Origin of the sequence: Synechococcus sp. 63AY4M2 (assembly GCF_002760475.1) — a bacterium.
In the GTDB taxonomy this organism is placed as follows: Bacteria; Cyanobacteriota; Cyanobacteriia; order Thermostichales; family Thermostichaceae; genus Thermostichus.
On record NZ_AXUX01000001.1, the window covers coordinates 1175352 to 1189622 of the forward strand.

Sequence of the window (14271 nt, forward strand, 5' to 3'; positions counted from 1 at the left end):
TCCTTTGGCAATGGCTTTGGCTTCCCCACTCGGCAGGGAACTGGCTCAGTACTCAAAGGTCATCGGCGGGAAACGGGAGGAGGAGAAGCGGCCAGTGCCCGGTTCTCGAGCAGCGGCGGGATCCCGAAAGCTCTCTGCCTCCTGCTGAAAACGCTGTAGCGCTTGTTCGATTTCCCGGAGCCTTGCTTGAATTTGCCCTTGCCGTTCCTGAATGAACTCCAATTCCTGGTTGAGCCGCTGCTTTTCCACAGTGAGCTGCTGCATCTCGGCATAGAGAGCCGATTCGGTTTTGCGGCGAGGGATCGAGCGTAACTTTGGGCGGGGCCGGGAGCGGGGCACGCGGGGCAAGCTCATAACAGAACAAATGGGATCCAGAGAAAAGGGCGTTGCGCCCATCCTAGCGCGCTCTCGCAGGCAAGAGGGCTGATGGCCTTGGCAGATGTTCGGATCTGGAGGCATGGCTGATAGGCGCCGCCTGGAGGATGTGCGCCCTTGGCGGCAACCCTGTTCCTCGGTAGGATCCGACTTGTCTAGGATGGGGAAAAGCAATGGTCGAAACCGCAGCGGAACTGTTGCAGCGCTATGGCAGCGGCGAGCGGGACTTCAGCAACAGCCAATTGGCCGAAGCTGACCTGGCCGGTGCCGACTTGGCCGGGATCGACCTGGGCGGAGCAACCCTCCAGCAGGCCAAACTGGCCGCTGCCAACCTGGAGCGGGCCTACTTGAGCGGCGCCGACCTCAGCCAAGCCGATCTGCAGGGATCCAACCTGCGCCTGGCCAATCTAGAAAAGGCCAAATTGCAGGGATCTCGATTGCAAGGGGCCAACCTGCGCGGCGCCAACCTGACCGCAGCCGACCTGAGTGGTGCCGATCTCAGCCAGGCAGACCTGGCGGGGGCCAACCTCAGCGGCGCCAACCTGAAAGGGGCCAACCTCAGCGGCTGTAAACTCAAGCTTGCCAACCTGCGGGGAGCCTGTTACGACACGGCCACTCACCTAGAAGCAGATGTCGTTCCCGCCGAGTTGGGCATGGTTTCCGCCTAGCCTGCGGCTAGTTGTCCTGAGGCTCCAGATCCAAGATCTCCTGGATCTCGGCATCGGTATAGCCCACCGCCCGCAGCTTCTCTGCCACCGCCTCGATCTCCTGCGCCGACAGATCGTGCTGGCGTACCCGATCCCAGAGATTGGCCACAATCTGCAGCAGCAAACGGCTGCTTTCCGCCTCGAACAGCTCAAAAGCCGTCGCCATCTCGATTGCCTGCAACACCTCCTCGGCGCTGCCAATCGGCTGATCGAGGGATTGTTCCTCCAGATCCACCAGCAACTGGCGCAGCTGATTCAGGCCCTCCCCAAGAGCAGACATACCCCCGGCTCCTCAACGGCACCTGAGCACTCACCCTAACAGGCTTGCCTCCCTGGGCAAAAGGGATCCGATGAATTCCGCACCACCTGAGGCTATTCTGAGTAGAGGAACAATTTAGTGGCAAGCGCCAGGATTGTTGAAGGGCCGGCGAAGCGGTTCACAACAATCTACAACTACAAAAGGAGATGCACGAGTATGGCCCCAGCGAACGTCCTGCCCAACACCCCCCCGTCCCCCACTGATGGGGGCGGCACTGCCCTAGACTACAGCAGCCCAAGGTATCGGCAGGCCTACTCCCGCATCAACGGTATTGTTATCGAAGGCGAACAAGAAGCCCACGACAACTACCTCAAGCTGGCCGAAATGCTGCCGGAAGCTGCAGAGGAGCTGCGCAAGCTGGCCAAGATGGAATTGCGCCACATGAAAGGCTTCCAGGCCTGCGGCAAAAACCTGCAGGTGGAACCCGATGTGGAGTTTGCCCGCGCCTTTTTCGCGCCCTTGCGGGACAATTTCCAAAGCGCCGCAGCGGCAGGGGATCTGGTCTCCTGTTTTGTCATTCAGTCTTTGATCATCGAGTGCTTTGCCATTGCCGCCTACAACATCTACATCCCGGTTGCCGATGACTTTGCCCGCAAGATCACCGAGGGGGTAGTTAAGGACGAGTATCTGCACCTCAATTTTGGGGAGCGCTGGCTGGGCGAGCACTTTGCCGAGGTTAAAGCCCAGATCGAAGCAGCCAACGCCCAAAATCTGCCTCTAGTTCGGCAGATGCTGCAGCAGGTAGAGGCGGATGTGGAAGCCATTTACATGGATCGCGAGGCCATTGTAGAAGACTTCATGATCGCCTACGGCGAGGCCCTGGCCAGCATCGGCTTCAACACCCGCGAGGTAATGCGCCTCTCGGCCCAGGGTCTGCGGGCCGCCTGACGCAACTCAACTCTGCCTGCCGATTGGTTTTCCGGCCTGGCTGGAACGCTCCCTACCCTCTCTGGGTGCGGACATGTTTTGATGGGATCCGGATGGAGCTCATAAAGTTAAGTATCGAAGTGAGTGAGCATCTATGTTCGGCCTGATCGGGCACCTGACCAGCCTGGCCCACGCAAAACGGGTGGCAGATAAGCTGGGGTATTCCGAATATGCGGAGAGCGACCTGGAATTTTGGTGCATGGCTCCGCCTCAGGTGGTGGACGAGATCGTGGTGACCAGCATCACGGGCCAAAAAATCTATGGCCAGTACGTCGAATCCTGTTTCCTGCCGGAAATGCTGGCGGGGGGACGGGTGAAGGCGGCCTGTCGCAAGATTTTGAATGCGATGGCCTTGGCGCAGCGGCGCGGCTTGAACATCACCACCCTGGGAGGATTTAGCAGCATTATTTTCGAGAATTTTCGCCTCGACACCCTCAGGCGGGTGCGCAACATCGACCTGGAAATTCGGCGTTTTACCACCGGCAACACCCACACGGCCTATATCATCTGTCAGCAATTGCAGGCGGCGGCCCAGCGCTACGCCATGGATTTGGCAGCTGCCACAGTTGCCGTGGTGGGGGCCACCGGCGATATCGGTAGTGCCATCTGCCAGTGGTTGGTAGCCCACACTTCCCCGGCCAAATTGCTGTTGATAGCCCGCGAGCGGCGACGCCTGGAAGAGCTGCAGGCCAAACTTAAAAAAGGGGAGGTCTGTTCCTTGGAAGAGGCCTTGCCCCGCGCCGATTTCATCGTCTGGGTGGCCAGCATGAGCCAAGGAGTGACCCTCGATCCTCAGGTGCTTCCGGATCCCTGCGTGATCATCGACGGTGGCTACCCGAAAAACATCGCCTCCAAGTTGCAGCGCAAGGGGCTGTACGTGATCGACGGCGGCATGGTGGAACACTCTCTCGATATCGAGTGGAATATTATGCAATTTTTGAATGTGGCCAACCCGGCCCGCCAGCTCTTCGCCTGCTTTGCCGAGGCGATGCTCCTGGAGTTCGAGGGCCTGTACACCAATTTTAGTTGGGGCCGCAACTTGATCACCCTAGAAAAGCTGGATTTAATCGGGCAACTGTCCCGCAAGCACGGCTTCCGTCCCCTTATGCCCGAAGCCTAGGTTTAGCTGGGCTGACCCCCTGAAAAGCGGTAACTGAGAGGAGGGGCAATCTGAGACAAGGAGATCCCCGCCCTAGCGGGGGTAGGGATCTGGAATCGAGATACTCACGTCCAACTTTCCGGCCACAGGGCACCCAAAGAGTTTCCCCCACACCCAGAGATCTCAATCAGTTGAAAAGAACCCCAGAAACGCCGCGAGAGAGCCACCATGTCTCAATCTTTTACCGCCCACCTCTGGCAGACGATCGAGCCCATCTACCAACAGATCTTGGATCACCCCTTTAACCAAGAGCTGGCCGCAGGCAGCCTCTCGCGGCAGCGCTTTCAGTTCTATCTGCAGCAGGATGCTCTTTATCTCACCGATTTTGCCCGCGCCCTTGCCTTGATCGGGGCCCGTTCCGAGGGGGCTGAGCGGGTGGTGAGTTTCTTGAACTTTGCCCTGGGGGCCATTGTGGCCGAGCGCAGCCTGCACGAGAGTTACTTTCGCCTCTACGACATCCAGCCGGAGACAACCTACGCTCCTGCCTGCTTCGCCTACACCCGTTTTCTATTGGCTGCGGCTGCCTTGGATCCCTACGAGGTGGCCATGGCCGCTGTGCTGCCCTGCTTCTGGATTTACCGTGAGGTGGGATCCGCCATTTACCGCACCGCCAAGCCCAACAATCCTTATCAACAATGGATCGACACCTATGCCGGGGAAGAATTTGCCCAGGTGGTGCAACAGGCCCTGGACATCACCGACTCCTTGGCTACGCAGACCACAGCGGCGACGCGGGAGAAGATGACGGCTGCTTTTGTCACCGCCTCTCGCCTGGAATGGCTGTTCTGGGACAGCGCCTACCGCCTGGAAACCTGGCAGCCCGCCTGATCCCCGCCGGGCCTGGCGGCTCAGCAAGGTCGTCATGGCCATGGCATGTGGTTATGGTCCAACGCCAAGATGACCCGCACCTGGGTCAACAGCTCCAGCTCTTGTCTCAGATAGCCCAGGCAGGTCTTGGCTTCTGCGGCGGTGGGGCGGTTCTGCGGCGGCGCGCAGCGCATCACGGCTGAGATGTAGCAATCCCGCAATTGCAGGCCATCTTCCCGGTGCAGAGAGATGGGTTGATTGGCAAACCTGGCCCGGCGCAGAGCGCGAAATAGCCAATCCCCGCTGGGATCCCCCGTAAACACCCGCCCGGTGCGGTTGCCCCCATGGGCTGCCGGCGCCAAGCCGATCACCCACAGCCGCGCCTGCACATCCCCAAACCCCGGCACCGGTCGGCCCCAGTAGAGCTGGTCACAAAAACGGGCCACCTTTTGCTGGGCAACCGCCTCTCGCCAAGCCACCAGGCGGGGACAGCGGCGGCAAGCGACGATCTCAGCCTGTAGCGCCGCCCAGGGCTGGTGATCCGCCAACGCCTCACTCTTCTTCTCCCTCATCCTCCGTCGGCTCGTCAACGGGGGTGGAGTCGTCGATGAGCTGGTCGTCATCCAAGATCAGGCGAGGCGGCAGCTCTGGCAGCACAACAGGCTCCTCCTCTTCCTCCGGCTCCGGTTCTGGCGCCATCTCCTCGTAGGTGCTGAAGCCCGTGCCCGCCGGGATCAAGCGCCCGATGATCACGTTCTCCTTCAGGCCCCGCAGCCAGTCGGACTTGCCTTCGATGGCCGCCTCCGTCAGCACCCGCGTGGTCTCCTGGAAGCTGGCCGCCGAGATGAAGCTGTCGGTGTTCAAGCTGGCCTTGGTGATCCCCAGCAGAACGGGCGTGTACTTAGCCGGCGCCCCGCCGGTGATGGCCATGGTAGCGTTGGTCTGCTGGATTTCCCGCAGCTCCACCAGCTCGCCGGGCAACAGGACGGTGTCGCCGCTGTCGTCCACCCGCACCTTGGAGGTCATCTGGCGCACCACAATCTCGATGTGCTTGTCGGCAATCTCCACCCCTTGCGAGCGATAGACGTTCTGCACCTCGTTGACCAGGAAGCGCTGCACCTCCCGCAAGGCTAGCCGTGCCGCTTGGTCGTCGCCCAAGGTTTGGCGATGGTACTCAAAGTAGATCTCCAAGAGGTCGTGGGGGTTGGCCGGGCCGTCGGTCAGCGGATCCCCCACCTGTACCGGCTGGCCATCGACCACGATCAGGTTTTGCCCCGGCATCACCGAATACTCGGTAACCGTACCATCGGCTTCGATGACCCGCAGATCCGGCTCTTCTCCTCGCCAGCTCAGTTGCACCGTGCCGGGCCGCTTGGCCAGAACACACATTTCCTTGGGCTTGCGGGCCTCCAACAGCTCCTCGATCCGCGGCAGACCCTGGATGATGTCCCCCGTCTTGGCCCGCTCAAACACCAGGAGGGCCAAAGAATCCCCCCGCTGCACCAGATCCCCATCCCGCACCTGCAGAATGGCACCCGCCGACACCAAATAAGGCCGCGCCAACCGCAACACCACTTGGCCATCGGCAATCTGCATCACTTGCCCCGACTCGGGGGCAGGGATCCCCGGCGCCAGCTCGTCGCCGGCCCGCACCAGCGCTCCCACCTCGACGCTGGCTTGGCCCGTCAGAGGCACCGTCAGCAGGTCGTCGTCGGTAACCACCAGAACCCGTCGCACCACCTCCGCGCCCTGGCGGATCCCCTGCACGATCCCGGCTTTTTTGGCCTGAATCTCGGTGCGGGCGATAACACCCCCCCTGCCGATACTGTCTCCTTCGCTCACCAACAGCCGCGTGTGGGTACTCCCCTGGGTTAGATCCGCCTCCACGTCTCGGCGCAGCAGCAGGGTTTCCAAGATCACCAGTTGCAGGCGACGGATACTGGGATCCTTCTCATCTTGGATCAGTTCAATATCGGCCTTCAGTTGCGGGGCGTCGGTATCGATCTCCAGCACCAGTTGTGTGCGCAGCAGTTCTACCGGCCCCACCGACTTCACCCGCTCCCCATCCTTGAAGGGAACGCGCTGCACCGCCCGCAGGCGAATGGAGCGGCCAGACTCGCTGGTAGACTCTTGGCTGGGCACCACCGGCCGGTCGGGGATCTCGTACTCGTACACCGGGCGCAGCAGCAGGCCTGGCCCTTCAGGCGTCTCCACCTGCTCCAGATAGACCAATCGGTCAGGGACGATGCTGCTGAGCAGCTTCTGGCCCGGCTGGATTAGCGTGCCGGTGGGTATTTCCAGGTCGGCGGGGTCGTCCACCAGATGCAGGGATCCGGGCTTGATGACGATCTCCCGCAGGATGTCGTTTTTCTGGATAACCTCGACGACGCCAGCATTTTGGCAGAAGATGTCCTTCACCACCTCGGTGCCGGCTTCTACGTACTGGCCATCCTCCACGTTCAACAGGGAGATGTCCTTGTTCACCTCGTGGGTCTCCTCCGGGATCCACAGCAAGGTGCCGCCCCGGATGACCTCATAGCCCTGCTTCGCCTTGCCCCGCCGGGCCACCTCGACACCGGCAAACTTCACCAGGCCGCCCGTCTGGGTGCGGAAATTGTTCTCGATCAGCTCCGCCACTACCTCGTCGTTGCCCACTTTGGTGCCCGGCGTGGCCTTGAGGACAAAGGTCTGGCCGCTGGCCGTATCCAGCAAAAATTGCTCCCGGCCCTGGTGGGATTCCACCCGCACCCGCGCCTCGTGCAACACCACCGCGGCGTTGATGATCTCCACTTCGCGCCCACTTTTGGTGTCGCTGCGCTCCGGCAGCCGCACGATGCCGCCGTGCTCGGTTACCAGCGAGGTCTCAGCGATCACATCCCCCGCCTGCACCCGATCCCCGTTTTTCACCACCGGCTCGGCCCCCGGCGGCAGGTTGTATACCTGGCCGGACATCACCCAGATCAACCCTTGCCGCTGCGCGGTGCAGGTGGTGTTGCCCTGGCGGTCGGTTTTCTCCTCGATGGGCAGATCGGCAAAGCGGATTTCCCCCGCCAAGTCGGCCACCACCTCCTTCTGGGCTTTCTCGGTGCTCTTGCGCACGGCCTTGGCTACAGTCACTTCCGCAATCAACTGATCCCGCTGCACCTGGGCCCCGTCCCGCACCAGCAGAGTGGATCCCTGCGTCATGTCGAAGACTTCCCGTTGTCCGTCTGGCCCTTCCAGGACAATTTGGTTGTTCGCTTCTAGCTGCAGGGCATCGTCGCCGTGGCGGGTGCGGAAGGGGCGGGTGCGCAGATTTTTCGGGAACCGCACCACGCCAGCAAAGGGGGCGCGAATTTGGCGGGCCACCTCCCCGGTAAACACACCTCCCGTGTGGAAGGTGCGCATGGTTAACTGGGTGCCCGGCTCCCCAATCGATTGAGCGGCGATGATCCCGACCGCCTCCCCCAGATCCACCAGCCGGGAGTGGGCCAGGCTCCAGCCATAGCACATCCGGCACACCGATCGGTTGGCCTCGCAGGTGAGGGGAGAACGCACCATCACCTGCCGGATGCCGGCCTCCACAATGGCCTTGGCCAAGTCGTGATCCACCTCTTGGTTGCGGCGGGCAAGAATCTCCTGGGTTTGCGGGTGCACCACATCCCGCGCCAGCACCCGGCCCACCAGGCGCTCCTCCAGCGACACCACCACCTTGTCCGCATCCATCAGGGGTTCCAGCAGGATCCCTTGGTCGGTGCCGCAGTCGGATTCCCGCACGATCACATCCTGAGACACGTCCACCAAACGGCGGGTCAGGTAGCCAGAGTCGGCAGTGCGCAAAGCCGTGTCCACCAAGCCCTTGCGCGCCCCGTAGGAAGAGATGATGTATTCGGTAACCGTCAGGCCCTCGCGGAAATTGGTTTTAATCGGCAAGTCGATGATCTCCCCCTGCGGGTTGGCCATCAGGCCGCGCATGCCCACCAACTGCCGCACCTGCGAGACGTTCCCCCTCGCCCCCGAGTTGGCCATCATGTACACGGAGTTGAGGGGATCGTTCTGGCGGAAGTTGCTGAGCATCTCCTCCTTAATCTGGTCGTTGGTCTGGTTCCAGGTATCGATCACCTTTTGATAGCGCTCCACCTCGGTGATCTCGCCGCGGGTGTAGCGCTCCGTGGCCGCCTCGATCTCCGCTTCTGCCTGGGCCAACAACTGCCGCTTGCTGGGTGGAATGCGCAGATCCTCGATGCTGATGGAAACGGCAGCCTGGGTGGCGTATTTGAAGCCCAGGGCCTTCAGAGCATCCGCCATCTGAGCGGTGCGGGCGGTGCCGTAGCGAGCAAACGACCAGGCAATCAGATTGCGCAGCTCTTTTTTGCCGATTTGATAGTTGCGAAAGGGTACAGGGGGCGGCGGGGTCTTGGCCTTGGCGCCATCGGCGGCCTGCCGGACTAGACCGGCGGAAAAGCGTCCTTTTTCGCTCATAATGCCTCGGTGATAACTCTGACAGTTCTGGACAAGGGGGCAGGGATCCCAGCTACCCATCGACAAGGGCAACGTCCACAGGGGCAGCCTCAAGCAGACAAAATATCTTGCACCGTTTTGTTGAAGATGATCCGGCCCGCCGTGGTGCGAATGTATTGGCTGATCACGTTGCCGTCCCGATCCTCGCGGATGCGGCGGTAGTTGGTGATCTTGAGGCGGGTGCCGCCCGGCTCCTCGATAATCTGAGGCTCCGACTCTTTTTCCTCTTTGCCCAACTCCATCGGGCCGCTGTAGCGCACCCAGATTTTGCTGTGCAGGCCGATGACGCCGCGGTCGTAGGCGATGAGGGCGTCCTCCAGGCTGGCAAAATAACGATCGCCAAGGTCGGGGGCGTGGGGATTGTCCGCCGTCAGATAGTAGCACCCCAACACCATGTCTTGGCTGGGAGTAATAATCGGAGCGCCTGTGGCCGGGGAGAGGATGTTGTTGGTGGCCAACATCAGCAAGCGTGCCTCCGCCTGGGCTTCCAAGGAGAGAGGCACATGCACCGCCATCTGGTCGCCGTCGAAGTCGGCGTTGAAAGCCGGGCAGACCAAGGGGTGGAGCTGAATCGCCCTCCCCTCCACCAGGATCGGCTCAAAAGCCTGGATCCCGAGGCGGTGCAACGTTGGGGCACGGTTGAGCAAAACTGGGTGGCCGTCGATTACGTCCTCCAGCACGTCCCAAACCTGCGGGTCATTGCTCTGGATCAGCTTTTTGGCGGCTTTGATGTTGTTGACGATGCCCCGCTTGATCAACTTGTGGATCACAAAGGGCTGGAACAGCTCGATGGCCATCTCTTTGGGCAAGCCACACTGGTGCATGCGCAGGTTGGGCCCCACCACGATCACCGAACGCCCAGAGTAGTCCACCCGCTTGCCGAGCAGGTTTTGCCGGAAACGCCCCTGCTTGCCCTCAATGATATCGGAGAGGGACTTGAGGGGACGGTTGTTGGCCCCCACCACCATGCGCCCCCGCCGACCGTTGTCGATCAGGGCGTCCACCGCCTCCTGCAGCATACGCTTCTCGTTGCGCACGATGATCTCCGGCGCCATGATCTCCTGCAGCCGCGCCAGGCGGTTGTTGCGGTTGATCACCCGACGGTAGAGATCGTTGAGGTCGCTGGTGGCAAAGCGCCCCCCATCCAACTGCACCATCGGGCGCAGATCGGGCGGGATCACCGGCAGCACCCGCAGCACCATCCACTCTGGCCGGGCTCCCGTGGCGATGAAGTTGTCGATCACGCGCAGCCGCTTGATTAGGCGCGCCCGCTTCTGGCCGCGGGCGCTGGCGATCTCCTCCCGCAACTGCTCCGCCTCTTTTTCCAGGTCGATATCCTTGAGCAGGCGTTCGATGGCCTCCGCCCCGATCATGGCCCAGTTCTCCGGCAGTTGCAGCTCGGATCCCTCCTCGTACATCTGATCCTCGATCTCCAGGTATTGATCCTCGGTCAGCAACTGCTTGTAGGAGAGGTTGGGAGCGTTGCCCGGATCCACCACCACGTAGGCGTTGAAGTACACCACCTGCTCCACGTCCCGCAGCGGCATGTCCAACAGCGTGGCGATGTGGCTGGGGATCCCTTTCAGGTACCAAACGTGGGTGACCGGGGCGGCCAGTTTGATGTAGCCCATACGATGGCGGCGCACCCGCGACTCGGTCACCTCCACCCCACAGCGCTCGCAGACAATGCCGCGATGCCGCACTCGCTTGTACTTGCCGCAGTGACACTCCCAGTCCTTAACCGGCCCGAAGATGCGCTCACAGAAGAGACCATCCATCTCCGGCTTGAGGGTTCGGTAGTTGATGGTCTCCGGCTTGGTGACTTCTCCCACCACTTGGCCGTTGGGCAGGGTGCGCTGGCCCCACTCTATAATCCGCTCCGGAGAAGCCAGCCCAATCTTGACATAGTCAAAGCGTTGCTCCGTTTTGGCCATTGCCGTTGTTCTCCTGACTTGCTGCCCTAGCAACTACAAAGGAAGGGGAGAGGAACCCCACCCCTCCTCTCCTGAGCCGAATGGGATCCCTGGCATCAATCAAAAATCGTCCTCTTCCTCCCTGTCTTCGTCTTCCTCGCGGCTGCGCCTGGCTAAGGTAAAGGTTCCTCCTGCCGCTGGAGAAAGATCCTCGGATGTAACGGATTCATAAGTGGGCCGCGAGGGGGTGTGGCGGCTGGAGACATCGGCCATCAGATCCACCTCCACATCGCGGGTCTGGCCGTCGCTGTCCACCTCCACCTTATGGACAGACACGTCCAGGCAGAGGGACTGCAGCTCCCGCACCAACACCTTGAAAGATTCCGGCGTGCCGGGTCGAGGGATGGGCTTGCCCTTGACGATGGCGTTGAGGGCCTCGTTGCGCCCCACCATATCGTCCGACTTGACGGTGAGCAGCTCCTGCAAGATGTAGGCCGCTCCAAACGCCTCCAAAGCCCACACCTCCATCTCGCCAAAGCGCTGGCCACCCTGCTGCGCCTTACCCCCCAGGGGCTGCTGGGTTACCAGCGAGTAGGGACCGGTAGAGCGGGCGTGGATCTTGTCGTCCACCAAATGCACCAGCTTCAGCATGTAGGCGCGGCCCACCGTAACCGGCTGGTCGAAAGGCTCGCCAGTGCGACCATCGAACACCTGGATCTTGCCGCAGTACTTGCCTTCTGGGTTGAAGATCCAGTCTTTGCCGGTTTTTTCACGGGCCTCCCGCAACTTGGCCTCCACCGTCAACCGCGAGGCTTCCAGGCCGTGCATCTCGTCGAAGGGCATCAGCTTAAAGCGCACCCCCAAGTGTTCTGCCGCCCAGCCCAGGAGGCACTCATACACCTGGCCCACATTCATGCGGGAGGGAACCCCCAAGGGGTTGAGCACCACATCCACCGGCGTGCCATCCGCCAGGTAGGGCATGTCCTCGATCGGCAAGATGCGGGAGATGATGCCCTTGTTGCCGTGACGGCCCGCGATCTTGTCCCCCACTTGAATTTTGCGCTTGAGGGCGATGTAAACCCGCACCACCATGTTGGCGCCCGGAGGCAGCTCATCCCCCTGCTCGCGGGTAAAGATGCGTACATCCACCACCCGTCCGCGCTCGCCGTTGGGCACCCGCAGCGAGTTGTCGCGCACGTCGCGAGCTTTCTCGCCGAAAATGGCCCGCAACAGCCGCTCCTCTGGCGGTTGATCCGACTCCCCTTTGGGAGTGACCTTGCCCACCAAAATATCGCCGGCTTCCACCCAAGCCCCAATGCGCACAATGCCGTTTTCGTCCAGGTTGCGCAGGGCATCTTCCCCCACGTTGGGAATCTCGCGGGTGATCTCTTCCGGCCCTAGCTTGGTCTGCCGGGCTTCGATCTCGTACTTCTCGATGTGTACCGAGGTGAAGACATCATCGTAGACCAGCCGCTCGCTGATCAAGATGGCATCTTCGTAGTTGTAGCCCTCCCAGGGCATGTAGGCCACCAAGACGTTTTGGCCCAAGGCCAGCTCGCCTCCCTCGGTCGCCGGGCCGTCCGCCAGCACCTGCCCGGGCACCACCCGATCCCCCGCGTAGACAAGAGGGCGCTGGTTGAGACAGGTATCTTGGTTGGAGCGCTGGTACTTCTGCAAGCGGTAAACAATCGGATCCCCGCCGTCGTCTGGCCGCACCACGATTTCGTCGGCGGAAACATAGGTCACCACGCCACTGGTGCGCGACACCACCACCATGCCAGAGTCCCGCGCCGCCTGGGCTTCCAAACCCGTGCCCACATAAGGCCGATCCGGCTTGAGCAGGGGCACCGCCTGCCGCTGCATGTTCGCCCCCATCAGGGCGCGGTTGGCGTCGTCGTGCTCCAAAAAGGGGATCAAGGAGGTGGCCACCGAGATCAGTTGCACCGGCGACACCTGCACGTAGTGCACCTCGCTGGGGTGGGCGGTGGTAAATTCCTGGCGGTAGCGCACCGGCACCAAGTCGGCGGTGATGCGGCCTTCGGCATCCACCGGCACATCCCCCGGCGCCACGCGATACTCGTCCTCCTCGTCGGCGGTGAGGTAGACCATCCCCAGATCCTTGCGCACCACGCCGTTTTCGACCCGGTAGTAAGGGCTTTCGATGAAGCCGTACTGGTTGACGCGGGCGTGGGTGGCCAGGGATCCGATCAGCCCGGCGTTGGGGCCTTCCGGAGTTTCGATGGGGCAGATGCGCCCGTAGTGGCTGGGGTGGATATCCCGCACGGCAAAGCCGGCCCGCTCCCGGCTCAGGCCACCGGGGCCCAAGGCCGACAGCCGCCGCTTGTGGGTCAGCTCCGCCAGCGGGTTGGTCTGATCCATGAACTGGGAGAGCTGGCTGGAGCCGAAGAACTCCTTGATGGCCGCCACCAAGGGCTTGGGGTTAACCAGCGAGGCCGGGGTGAGGTTCTCTGACTCGGAGACCGTCATGCGCTCGCGGATGATCCGCTCCAGGCGGTTGAGGCCCACCCGTACTTGGTTTTGCAAGAGCTCGCCCACCGAGCGCACGCGGCGGTTGCCCAGGTGATCGATGTCGTCCACATGGCCGATGTCGTACTCCAAGTTAATCAGGTAGTCGATGACGGCCAAGATGTCCGTGACGGTGAGCACCCGCACATTTTCCGCCACGTTGAGATTGAGCTTTTTGTTGAGCTTGTAGCGCCCTACTCGGCCCAGGTCGTAGCGCTTGGGATCGAAGAAGCGGGATTCCAACAACTGCTGGCCGCCGGAGACGGTGGGAGGCTCGCCAGGCCGCAGCTTGCGGTACAGCTCCATCAGGGCCTCTTCTTCGCTGTAGTGCCCCTCTTTTTCCATGGTTTTTTGGAAAAATTCGGGGTGGCGCAGGCTGTCGTAGATCTCCGAGTCGCTCAGGCCCAAGGCCTTCAGCAGCACCGCCGCCGAGAGCTTGCGGGTTTTGTCGATGCGCACCCACACCAGGCCGTTTTTGTCGGTCTCAAACTTCAGCCAGGCGCCCCGGTTGGGGATGAGGCTGGCGCTGTAGGTGCGCCGACCGTTTTTGTCCAGCTCCGACTTGTAGTAGACGCCGGGGCTGCGCACGATTTGGTTGACGATCACCCGCTCGGCGCCGTTGATGATGAAGGTACCCCGATCCGTCATCAAAGGCAGCTCGCCGATGAAGACGTCCATGTCCTTGATCTCGCCCGTCTCTTTGTTAATCAGGCGAGTGGGCACCCGGATTTGCGCTTGGTAGGTAGCATCCCGTCGCTTAGCTTCCTCAGGGTCGTAGCGCGGCTTGTTGATCTTGTACCCTTTGGAGGGATCCCCAGGGCGGTACTCCGGCAGAAAGTGCAGCTCCAGCTTGCCTGTGTAATCGACGATAGGGGAAAAGCTGAGGAGCTCCTCTTCAAACCCTTCTCGCAAAAACCACAAAAAACTCTCCCGCTGAATCTCTACCAGGTCAGGCAAGGTAGGAGCGGCAGGGGATGGCACTGCTAATTGTGTCATGCGTTGCTCGGCAGGGGTTGCGCTGCAGTCAGGCCTCTAATT

10 protein-coding genes are annotated in these 14271 nt (G+C 61.6%); 4 read left to right on the forward strand and 6 right to left on the reverse strand.

The window, feature by feature from the left end:
• Positions 1-45: 45 nt before the first annotated feature.
• Positions 46-396, reverse strand: coding sequence for a gas vesicle protein GvpV (locus tag SYN63AY4M2_RS05260; protein ID WP_228375407.1), 351 nt, complete (start codon positions 394-396; stop codon positions 46-48).
• A gap of 152 nt (positions 397-548) precedes the next feature.
• Between SYN63AY4M2_RS05260 and SYN63AY4M2_RS05265 the strand changes: the two genes are divergently transcribed.
• On the forward strand, positions 549-1043 hold the full coding sequence (locus tag SYN63AY4M2_RS05265) for a pentapeptide repeat-containing protein (RefSeq protein ID WP_011429326.1): 495 nt from the start codon (positions 549-551) through the stop codon (positions 1041-1043).
• A 7-nt stretch (positions 1044-1050) separates the two neighbouring features.
• Here SYN63AY4M2_RS05265 and SYN63AY4M2_RS05270 read toward each other — a convergent pair whose 3' ends face one another.
• A complete protein-coding gene (locus SYN63AY4M2_RS05270; protein ID WP_011429325.1) occupies positions 1051-1362 on the reverse strand; it encodes a hypothetical protein in 312 nt (103 codons plus the stop codon).
• A 195-nt stretch (positions 1363-1557) separates the two neighbouring features.
• On the opposite strand from SYN63AY4M2_RS05270, the gene SYN63AY4M2_RS05275 reads away from it, so the two are divergent.
• The 3 genes from SYN63AY4M2_RS05275 to tenA all read left to right on the forward strand — a co-directional run bounded on the left by SYN63AY4M2_RS05275 (position 1558) and on the right by tenA (position 4315).
• Positions 1558-2289, forward strand: a complete 732-nt coding sequence (locus tag SYN63AY4M2_RS05275; protein WP_011429323.1) for an aldehyde oxygenase (deformylating) — start codon at positions 1558-1560, stop codon at positions 2287-2289.
• A gap of 133 nt (positions 2290-2422) precedes the next feature.
• On the forward strand, positions 2423-3448 hold the full coding sequence (locus SYN63AY4M2_RS05280) for a long-chain acyl-[acyl-carrier-protein] reductase (RefSeq protein WP_011429322.1): 1026 nt from the start codon (positions 2423-2425) through the stop codon (positions 3446-3448).
• A gap of 207 nt (positions 3449-3655) precedes the next feature.
• On the forward strand, positions 3656-4315 hold the full coding sequence (gene tenA, locus SYN63AY4M2_RS05285; RefSeq protein WP_011429321.1) for a thiaminase II: 660 nt from the start codon (positions 3656-3658) through the stop codon (positions 4313-4315).
• Between the two features lie 32 nt (positions 4316-4347).
• On the opposite strand, the gene SYN63AY4M2_RS05290 is transcribed toward tenA, so the two are convergent.
• The 4 genes from SYN63AY4M2_RS05290 to rpoB form a co-directional block, all read right to left on the reverse strand.
• Positions 4348-4866, reverse strand: coding sequence for a uracil-DNA glycosylase (locus SYN63AY4M2_RS05290; RefSeq protein WP_011429320.1), 519 nt, complete (start codon positions 4864-4866; stop codon positions 4348-4350).
• Positions 4847-8755: a DNA-directed RNA polymerase subunit beta' gene (locus tag SYN63AY4M2_RS05295; RefSeq protein ID WP_011429319.1), complete on the reverse strand. Its 3909-nt coding sequence runs from the start codon at positions 8753-8755 to the stop codon at positions 4847-4849. Before SYN63AY4M2_RS05295 ends, SYN63AY4M2_RS05290 begins: the two co-directional genes overlap by 20 nt.
• Positions 8756-8844: 89 nt before the next feature.
• Positions 8845-10728, reverse strand: a complete 1884-nt coding sequence (locus tag SYN63AY4M2_RS05300) for a DNA-directed RNA polymerase subunit gamma (protein WP_011429318.1) — start codon at positions 10726-10728, stop codon at positions 8845-8847.
• 99 nt (positions 10729-10827) lie between these two features.
• Entirely contained in the window at positions 10828-14229 is a 3402-nt protein-coding gene (rpoB, locus tag SYN63AY4M2_RS05305) for a DNA-directed RNA polymerase subunit beta (protein ID WP_011429317.1), read from the reverse strand.
• Positions 14230-14271 lie beyond the last annotated feature (42 nt).

Excerpts from the sequence above, each read along its gene's own strand:
- SYN63AY4M2_RS05280 (WP_011429322.1), top strand. The coding sequence starts at position 2,423 with ATGTTCGGCCTGATCGGGCACCTGACCAGCCTGGCCCACGCAAAACGG.
- SYN63AY4M2_RS05265 (WP_011429326.1), top strand. The coding sequence starts at position 549 with ATGGTCGAAACCGCAGCGGAACTGTTGCAGCGCTATGGCAGCGGCGAG.
- SYN63AY4M2_RS05300 (WP_011429318.1), bottom strand. The coding sequence starts at position 10,728 with ATGGCCAAAACGGAGCAACGCTTTGACTATGTCAAGATTGGGCTGGCT.
- SYN63AY4M2_RS05270 (WP_011429325.1), bottom strand. The coding sequence starts at position 1,362 with ATGTCTGCTCTTGGGGAGGGCCTGAATCAGCTGCGCCAGTTGCTGGTG.
- rpoB (WP_011429317.1), bottom strand. The coding sequence starts at position 14,229 with ATGACACAATTAGCAGTGCCATCCCCTGCCGCTCCTACCTTGCCTGAC.
- tenA (WP_011429321.1), top strand. The coding sequence starts at position 3,656 with ATGTCTCAATCTTTTACCGCCCACCTCTGGCAGACGATCGAGCCCATC.
- SYN63AY4M2_RS05295 (WP_011429319.1), bottom strand. The coding sequence starts at position 8,755 with ATGAGCGAAAAAGGACGCTTTTCCGCCGGTCTAGTCCGGCAGGCCGCC.
- SYN63AY4M2_RS05275 (WP_011429323.1), top strand. The coding sequence starts at position 1,558 with ATGGCCCCAGCGAACGTCCTGCCCAACACCCCCCCGTCCCCCACTGAT.
- SYN63AY4M2_RS05260 (WP_228375407.1), bottom strand. The coding sequence starts at position 396 with ATGGGCGCAACGCCCTTTTCTCTGGATCCCATTTGTTCTGTTATGAGC.
- SYN63AY4M2_RS05290 (WP_011429320.1), bottom strand. The coding sequence starts at position 4,866 with ATGAGGGAGAAGAAGAGTGAGGCGTTGGCGGATCACCAGCCCTGGGCG.